Annotated in this window: 8 protein-coding genes and 1 pseudogene; 6 read left to right on the plus strand and 3 right to left on the minus strand. The window is 70.2% G+C overall.

Translation table 11 applies throughout. The features are described 5' to 3' along the window. Positions 1–139: 139 nt before the first annotated feature. From ACGF2Y_RS36390 to ACGF2Y_RS36400, 3 genes and pseudogenes are all read right to left on the minus strand, one after another. Positions 140–400: a hypothetical protein gene (locus tag ACGF2Y_RS36390; RefSeq protein WP_392956333.1), complete on the minus strand. Its 261-nt coding sequence runs from the start codon at positions 398–400 to the stop codon at positions 140–142. Continuing rightward, positions 400–1,041: a hypothetical protein gene (locus ACGF2Y_RS36395; protein WP_392956349.1), complete on the minus strand. Its 642-nt coding sequence runs from the start codon at positions 1,039–1,041 to the stop codon at positions 400–402. The genes ACGF2Y_RS36390 and ACGF2Y_RS36395 overlap by 1 nt, the downstream gene beginning before the upstream one ends. 666 nt (positions 1,042–1,707) lie before the next feature. Further along, positions 1,708–2,064, minus strand: a pseudogene (locus ACGF2Y_RS36400) (helix-turn-helix domain-containing protein); the annotation flags it as partial. Between the two features lie 100 nt (positions 2,065–2,164). On the opposite strand from ACGF2Y_RS36400, the gene ACGF2Y_RS36405 reads away from it, so the two are divergent. From ACGF2Y_RS36405 to ACGF2Y_RS36430, 6 genes are all read left to right on the plus strand, one after another. Next, entirely contained in the window at positions 2,165–2,800 is a 636-nt protein-coding gene (locus tag ACGF2Y_RS36405) for a hypothetical protein (RefSeq protein ID WP_392956336.1), read from the plus strand. Positions 2,801–3,151: 351 nt separating this feature from the next. Further along, entirely contained in the window at positions 3,152–3,685 is a 534-nt protein-coding gene (locus ACGF2Y_RS36410; RefSeq protein WP_392956338.1) for a hypothetical protein, read from the plus strand. Between the two features lie 14 nt (positions 3,686–3,699). Further along, positions 3,700–3,996 (plus strand): hypothetical protein, encoded by a 297-nt coding sequence (locus ACGF2Y_RS36415; RefSeq protein ID WP_392956341.1) that lies wholly within the window; start codon positions 3,700–3,702, stop codon positions 3,994–3,996. A 298-nt stretch (positions 3,997–4,294) separates the two neighbouring features. Beyond that, positions 4,295–5,860, plus strand: a complete 1,566-nt coding sequence (locus tag ACGF2Y_RS36420; protein WP_392956343.1) for an alpha/beta fold hydrolase — start codon at positions 4,295–4,297, stop codon at positions 5,858–5,860. A 947-nt stretch (positions 5,861–6,807) separates the two neighbouring features. Continuing rightward, on the plus strand, positions 6,808–7,218 hold the full coding sequence (locus ACGF2Y_RS36425; protein WP_392956345.1) for a hypothetical protein: 411 nt from the start codon (positions 6,808–6,810) through the stop codon (positions 7,216–7,218). Then, a complete protein-coding gene (locus ACGF2Y_RS36430; protein ID WP_392956347.1) occupies positions 7,212–7,424 on the plus strand; it encodes a hypothetical protein in 213 nt (70 codons plus the stop codon). Before ACGF2Y_RS36425 ends, ACGF2Y_RS36430 begins: the two co-directional genes overlap by 7 nt. Positions 7,425–7,491 lie beyond the last annotated feature (67 nt).

Genomic DNA, 7,491 nt, shown 5'->3' on the forward strand with positions numbered 1-7,491 from the left:
ACACTCAACACCGGGACCAGGTCGCCCAGTTGGCTCGAAGAACCGCCACCCCGCCACCCGTCACAACGTGGGCAAGACGACCAAACGCCCCGAGATTATCACCGAACGTAATCACCTGAAAGCTCACAAAGGTTAAATTTTAAGATGAGGGCAAGGGCGGCTGTGGTCCGGGGGCCTGCTCGTGGCGGGCGGCCCACACCCGGATGTGTGCCGCCCGCCGCGGGTCCTTCAGTGTGTCCGGCTCCGACAGGGACAGCCCGTACACGGAGGCGGGGTCGGCGAAGTTCGTCAGGTGCCACAACTGTTCGGCGGTCATGGACTCGTCCTGGCGGGCGGTCTCGAGCGCGTCCGCAACGGCCGGGGGATGTTCACCGTCGGGGTCGTCCAGGACGGTCTCCACTACAAGGTGGAGGTCCTGGGGGGCGACGAGTAGGCTGTCCAGCCACTGCCCTCGGTTGCGTAGTAGTACTGCTTCCCCGCTCCCTTCCCGCTCGTGCGGAACGGCCGACCGGCGTCGTCGATGCGCAGTGTCCCGTGCTGGTCGCCGCGGGTCCACTCCGCTTCCAGGTACCAGTCGCAGTCGCAGTGGACGGCCGTCGCCTCGACGCGGAGCACCAGGGGGTCGCCCTGTGTGACCTGGAACGGCAGCCGGGGGGCGGGCAGAGTACGCGCCTCGCCGGTGTGGTTCACGGCGCCGCCGCTCTCCGGCTGGGCCAGGGGGCGGGGGACGTCCAGGTCCACGGTGTAGCGGGCGGGGGTCAGCGACCCGCCGCAGCCTGGGTTCATCGCGTATGCCGGCCAGTCCAGCGCTGGGCGCCGGTTCACCACCCGGACCGCGAGCCGCTGCACCACGACGGACCCGTCGTCCGGGGCGCTGATCGTCGCCCGCACGGTGGTGCGGTCGCCGTCCACGGCGTCGAGGGGCTGCGACCACGCTGCCGCGTCCTGCGGTACGGGCGGTGGCGGGACGGCGCTCGAATCCCGGTCCACCAGGTAGCGGTGGGCGCAGTCGTGGTGCCAAAGGTGGGCGTCCGTGCTCACGGAAGGTCCGGCGGTATGTGGGACAGCGGGTGCCGAGGACGGGCGGGGCCGGTTCGCCGACCGGTCGTCCGTGCCCGAGCTGTCCCGGCCCGACAGGCTGTTCGTCATGACGGCCGACCCGACCGCCAGAACGGCTGCCGCGCTCACGGCCAGAATCCGGCGCCGCCGGTGACGAGGAGCATGGGTGGACGCCGCCGAGGATGTCGGCCCGTCCTCCGTGGGGCCGGGCGGCGGGCCAGCGGGGTGCCCGCCGATAGTTCCCCCGGGGTCGCCCGTGGCACTCGACTCGGTCTCCGGCCTCCGCGGCCGCGCGGTGGACTGCTGGGGTGGGGCGTCCGGGCTCTCCGGGCCGGTGTGCCGGGCGGCCATCGGATCGGCCTGCCGGGAGGCCTCCCGCACGGCGTTCGGGTCTCGCGGTCCGATTTCCCGGTCGGTCTCCGGTGTGATCTCCGAAGGGCCAGGCTGGGTGGCTGAGACTCGGGAGGCCGGTGCTTCGGCTCCCGGCCCGGCGTTCGGGACGCGGGGTCCGGAGGGTGCGGACTCCGGTGCGCCGTCGGCAGTTCGAGCCCCGCTTGCCTCCGCGGCCGGTGGACGCGGTGGCGCGGCCCTCACACGGGCCTCATCCGCCAGCACCCAGCGGCGGTGCAGTTCGATCAGCTCTTCACGGGATGCGCCTGCCAGTCGGGCCAGCCGGTCCACTACCGCGTAGTCGGACGGAGTCGTCTCACCCAGGCAGTACCGATGCAGCGTCGACCGGCCGATGTGCAGCCGCCCGGCGAGCACACCGAAGCTGTGGCCCGTACGGTCCTTCAGGTCCCGTAGATGTTCCGCGAACCGTCCGACCTCGTCCGGCTGTCCCGTCATTCTCCAGGTTCCCCGTCCCGCCGTCCCGTGTCCCGCCGCCCCCGGCCCGGAGTCCATCCCGGACGGCTGACGTATTCCCAGGTAAGCGTATGTGCTCCCGTCCCACCGTCCCATCCCGGGCCCAGGCACTTGTCGTGAGGCGTGCAGGCCTGGTGACATCTGCTGACCGAGCCGCCAGGGCGGTGCTCGTCGGGACACCGCACGAACCGCCTCGGGTAGCACTCGCTCCTCCGACAACCCAGGAAACGGGGACACCTCGATGACGAACCGGAAGAAGAACCTCCGCAAGGGCGCCACCCTCGCCGCCGCCTCGGTGGCCGCCGTGCTGGTACCCCTCGTCGGCACCGCCACGGCCCAGGCAGGGGTCAATGCCTCCGGGACGCCCGGTTTCCTGGCGGCATCCGACATGCCCGACGGTTCAGGCACCGAATGGCGTGCCGATCCCGTCACCAAGGGCACGCCGGAGGGCGGCCCCGTCTGCGCCGAGGCCGTCTTCCCTGCCGGGGGAGAAGCCTGGCACCGCCAGTACTGGACCGACCTCGACACGGGAGCCGGGCAGGTCTCAGTCACGATGCGCTCCGAGGCCGAGGCACGCGAGCTCGTCGCTGAGGCGCAGGAGGCCACTGCCAACTGCGCAGCGGATTTCCTGCGCGACACGCCGGGCGGTGGCGCTGCCTGGGACGACTACGGCAAGGTCGCCGTGGAGGACGGCGCCCACGTGTACGGCGTCCACACGAGGGCGTCGTGGGGCGCCATCGACGCGCACCTCATCGGCATCGGACGTGACGGACGGACCGTCACCTTCGTCGAGTGGGGTCAGCTGGGCTATCTGAAGGACCTGCCGGTGGAGGCCTTCAAGAAGACGATGGTCAAGGCCGTGGACGGGCTCCGCTGAGTCGGAGCGACCGGCCTCCGGGGGCTCCGGCCTCCGATACAGGGGTGTCCCCGGGCCCCGTCCGGAGTAGTGGGCGGGGTATCCGACACCGGGACCTCGCCCCGCTCCGCGAGTGACCGGGTCGCCTGCGGCCCGCCTCCGGTCAGGGATCCAAGTGCGGAGACGTGGGCACAGGGGCTACGGGCAGGGGAAGGCCGGTGCCCGCGGACAGCTTCGCTGTGCCAGCGACTGACTGGCAGAGCGACCATCAACGGCACACGCCTGGAGCCACCTCCGCGGGGCCCCGGCAGACCAAGTGCCATACCGCGCGCGTCCAGCGCGCGACTTCAATGAGCAAAGGAAACAGTAGACATGCGTACTCGCAAGACCCTCATCGCTGCGGCGGCCTGCGCCTTCACCCTCGTACCCGCCACGTTCGCCAGCGCCGGCACGGGCCCCGCGCCGGCCTCCGACCAGCAGCGTGCCGACGGGCGGAAGTCCACCGTCCCTTCGGCCGCGGGCAACCCCGCCAGCACCAAGGCCAGAGCCGCCCAGGTGTGCGCGGACGCGTACCAGATCGGTGAGACCGCCTACATCGACAGCGGCACGACCCGCGTCGCCTCCGTGAAGCAGTTCTACTCGCCCAAGTGCGAGGAGAACTACGGCTACGTGTGGGTGTGGGACAGCTTCCGGGACCAGACCAACATGGACTGGGACGTCACCGTGGGTGTCTACAGCTTCGACCAGGACAAGTACCTCGGCCAGCGCACCTGGCGCAACACCCGCGGCCAGGAGTTCTGGTCCAGCCCCGCTGACACCGTCAAGGAGTGCACCACGGCGGTCGGCTTCGTCCGCCACACTTCCCACCCGCTCCCCGCCCAGGCGACGACCGACTCCAGCTGCTGACCTGCCCCGGGTGGGTGCACAGCCGCGTCACGTACGGCCCCTCGCCGATGCCGCGCCGCGCGGCCGGCCAGTCCATCAACTTTGGACGCACGTCACTGGACCGCGAGAACGCGACCTGCCCGATGGTGACCTTCGCCGAGCAGGTGCCGAGCCTGACGGTGTGCCAGCAGCGGCGGCGTGCGCCGCCGCTGCTGGCACACCTGGTCGAGGCGGTCGGCGTGGTTCCGGCAGGCCGGGGCGGGCCAGTTCGCACCTCTGCCCGCAGCACGAGGCCCGAGGCAGCGCGGCGTGCCGAGCACCCCTCCCCCTGAACGCTGCGCTCCGCTTCTCCTCACGCTCCTCTGCCAGTCACCGCCGAGGGCATCAACAGACGCTCCCCGTTCGTAAGACACCGATAAGATCCGGCAAACGAACCCACCGACCATTGGCTCTCGCCCCGCCCTGTACGGGTGCACTGCACAGGCGAACCCCACCGCACATCAGGGCCAGATGAACGACCTGTGAAGAATCACCGAGGAGTGTGCTTAAGTGTTCGGTAGAAGACGAATGACCGCCGCCGGTCGGCGGCCAGTCTGGGGGAGGGTCCTGTCGCGGGCCACGCTGGCCACCGTGGTGCTGCTCACCACCGTGGGCATGGAGGCCGCGGTCGCCGCGGGCACCGACCGTGCGGCCACGGTGCCCGTTCCGGAACTCGACTGGGACGCCTGCGGCGAGTTCGAGTGTGCGGACGCCGATGTTCCGGTGGACTACCGGGACCCGACGGGGCGAACCCTCACGCTGTCCGTCATCCGCAAGAAGGCCGCCGACCCGGATCAGCGGTTGGGGACTCTCTACCTCCAGCCCGGCGGCCCCGGCGGGTCGGGCGTGGACTTCGTCAAGTGGAACTACGACGAACTGCCGGACCGCCTCAAGGACCGGTTCGACATCCTCAGCATGGACCAGCGCGGAGTTCAGCGCAGCAATCCGGTCGAGTGCTGGGACGACGAGCGTTACGACCAGGCCGTAGCCGCCTCCCAGGGCGTCCCCGGGCCGGGAGCCTTTGATTCCGCCTACCGGCTGGCCGGTGAGTTCAACAGGGCGTGCGCCGAGAAGTCCGCTGACCTGCTGCCGTTCATCGGCACCGGATACGTGGCCCACGACATCGACCTGCTGCGGCAGTCCATCGGTGAGGAACAGCTCAGCTTCTACGGGCGATCCTTCGGCACCTACATCGGCACCGTGTACGCCAGCCTCTTCCCCCAGCGAGTACGGGCCATGGCCCTCGACGGGGCGTACAACCCCGTCGACCACACCTGGCGGCCCTACCGGTCCGACCGGGCGCAGTACCGTGCGCTCGACGGCGCGATGGAGCGCTTCCTGAAGTGGTGCTCGAACAACGCCGAACACTGCGGCTTCGGTGAGGGGCAGGCACGGCAGCGCTTCCAGGAGCTGAAGAAGAAACTCGACGAGGACCCCGTCACGGTCCCCGGCGGCAAGACGGCCAACGGCTACACCCTCGCCTACCGGCTGCTGTTCAACATCAACTCAGGCCGCGAGATCTGGCCGTCACTGGGCAAGGCACTGAAGCAGGCCGAGGACCGCGACGGCACCTCCTTCCTGCTGCGTCCGCCCTCTCCGGGGTCCTACGACTTCCTGATCCCCAACGTCACGGTGGAGTGCACCGACCGCCAGTACCCGACCAGCAAGGGCTGGCTGGAGTACGAAGTCAGGAAGAACCTCAAGACCGCCCCCCTCCTTGGCCCCGCACTCACCTACGGCCCGCCCACCTACGACCACACCCACGGCATGACCTGCTCCCAGTGGACGCAGGAGCGCGTCAGCCGTTACGGCGGCCCGTTTCACGCCAAGGGCTCCGCGCCGCTCCTGGTGATCGGCACCACCGGCGACCCCGACACCCCCTACCAGGACTCGGTGGCACTCTCCCAGCAGCTGGACAACGCCCGGCTGCTCACCTTCGACGCTGAGGGCCACACGGCCTTCGGCCGCAGCCGCTGCGCGACGGACGCGACCACCGACTACCTGGTCGACCTGACCGTTCCACCGGCCGACAAGCGGTGCACCGACGAGCGGATTCCCGCCCCACCGCCGGCCGAGAAGCCCTCCCGCGACGCCCCGAACGCCCCGCTCTACTACGGCGTCAACGACCAGGTCGAGCTAATCTCCTCGCTCGGCTGAATCACTCGGCCGAGCCGTGCGCTCAGCAGGGTTACGGCCTTCCGAGTCAGGTGACTTCCTGACTCGGAAGGCTGCTGCTGTACCGTGCCGTTCCCTCTCTACTCCTGGGGCACCGGACGGGCTGCCAGTGGCGCTTGCTGCCGCACGATCTACCCGCCTAGCGGTGGTTTGTTGACGGCCGTTCGGGTCGGTAGTAGGCCAGTTGGTGGGAACTCCGCTTGCTGTCCCAGGGGCTGTGATGACCAGCGTGTGCCGTGTCCGTCGGCCGGGTGGAGGCGGTTACCGTGGCCCCGCCCGTCCCGCGCCCGGCGGGGGGCCGCCGTCCGATCCCACCCGGCGCACGGCAGCGACTCCGCTTCTCTACAGGCTCTTCGGGCATGGCGTGGTCCACCATGTCGGCACCCCGCACGTCTGGGACCGCTGCCACCACACCCTCCTGGATGCCCCCGCCGTTCTCCCGCGCCAGGGCCGTTGGAAGCCTGTGCCGCCCGCTGCGATGACCTGTTTTCACGTTGGCACAGCGCCGGGGGTTTCGCGAGTACCTCGCTGGACTGCCGCTGCCGAGGGACCGGCACTCGACGCTGACCTGCCTGGCCGGGGGGCCGGGTGACCCCTCGCGCGCAGCTCCCGCACCAGCCGCTGGTCCGCCCCCAGCTCTTCGACTGGTACCACAGCGAGCCAGGTGGCGCCCTGCGTGATGAAGGTCAGGGAGCCCGGCCCGGGAGAGCCACCAGGCGACGGGTGTAGATCTTCTCGGGGTGCCTCGTTGGGGTGATTCGCGAGGGTTCGGGATGTGGCCGGTCGTGTTGACTTCTACCGTCGCCGGGGTCGAGCCCGCCATGAGGGGTGCGGGTGCTGAGCGAGGGTGGGTGTGCCGTCGTTGATGGAGGCGTTGGAGGCGTTGGAGGCCAGGCAAGCTGAGGTGCTGGGTCAGGCCGAGCGGCTGCGTGAGCAGATCGCTGGTCTCCGAGGAGTTGTCGCGGGTCGAGGAGCGGCTGGCGCGGTTGCAGGTCACGCGGGAGACGGTGGAGGAGGTCCTGGCCGCGCCGTCTTCGCCGGTGCCGGGCACGGATGCCGCGGGCGGGGGCTCCGGTGGGATCGCCGCGGCGCTGGTGAAGGCCGAGGCCGAGCTGGATGTGACGGTGATGTCGCCGGAATACCAGGCGGTCATCGGGTTGTTCGCGGCCTCGGGGGTGGCGATGCGGTGCAAAGAGGTCTGCGGGCATCTGGGGCTGGGGACCGAGCCGCAGCATGTGGAAGGGATGCGCTCGAAGCTGAAGAGGCTGGTGGAGCGCGGGATCCTGGCCGAGCCGTCGCCCGGGCTGTTCAAGGTCGACGGCAGGAAAGAGGGGTGGTGAGCGTGGTGGGGCCGGCCCAGGGTGCGCTCGCGTGTGAGGACGCCTTCGCCGCCTCGGCGGGTCTGTTCGCCGCGGTGTGCGCGGAGTTGGCGGTCCCCGAGGCGGCGGTGATGACGCACGCGCAGTTGGAGGACCTGCTGGGGCTGCGGATGCGCGAGGTCACCCGGCAGTTGTTCCAGGGGGCCGTCGACGAATTAGTGGGTTGATTCGCGTTCGCGGTCTGCGGCTGTCGCGTGCATGACGTAGTTGGCGAGGTCGCTGGGGTCGATCAAG

The organism is Streptomyces sp. NPDC048142 (assembly GCF_043202835.1).
In the GTDB taxonomy this organism is placed as follows: Bacteria; Actinomycetota; Actinomycetes; order Streptomycetales; family Streptomycetaceae; genus Streptomyces.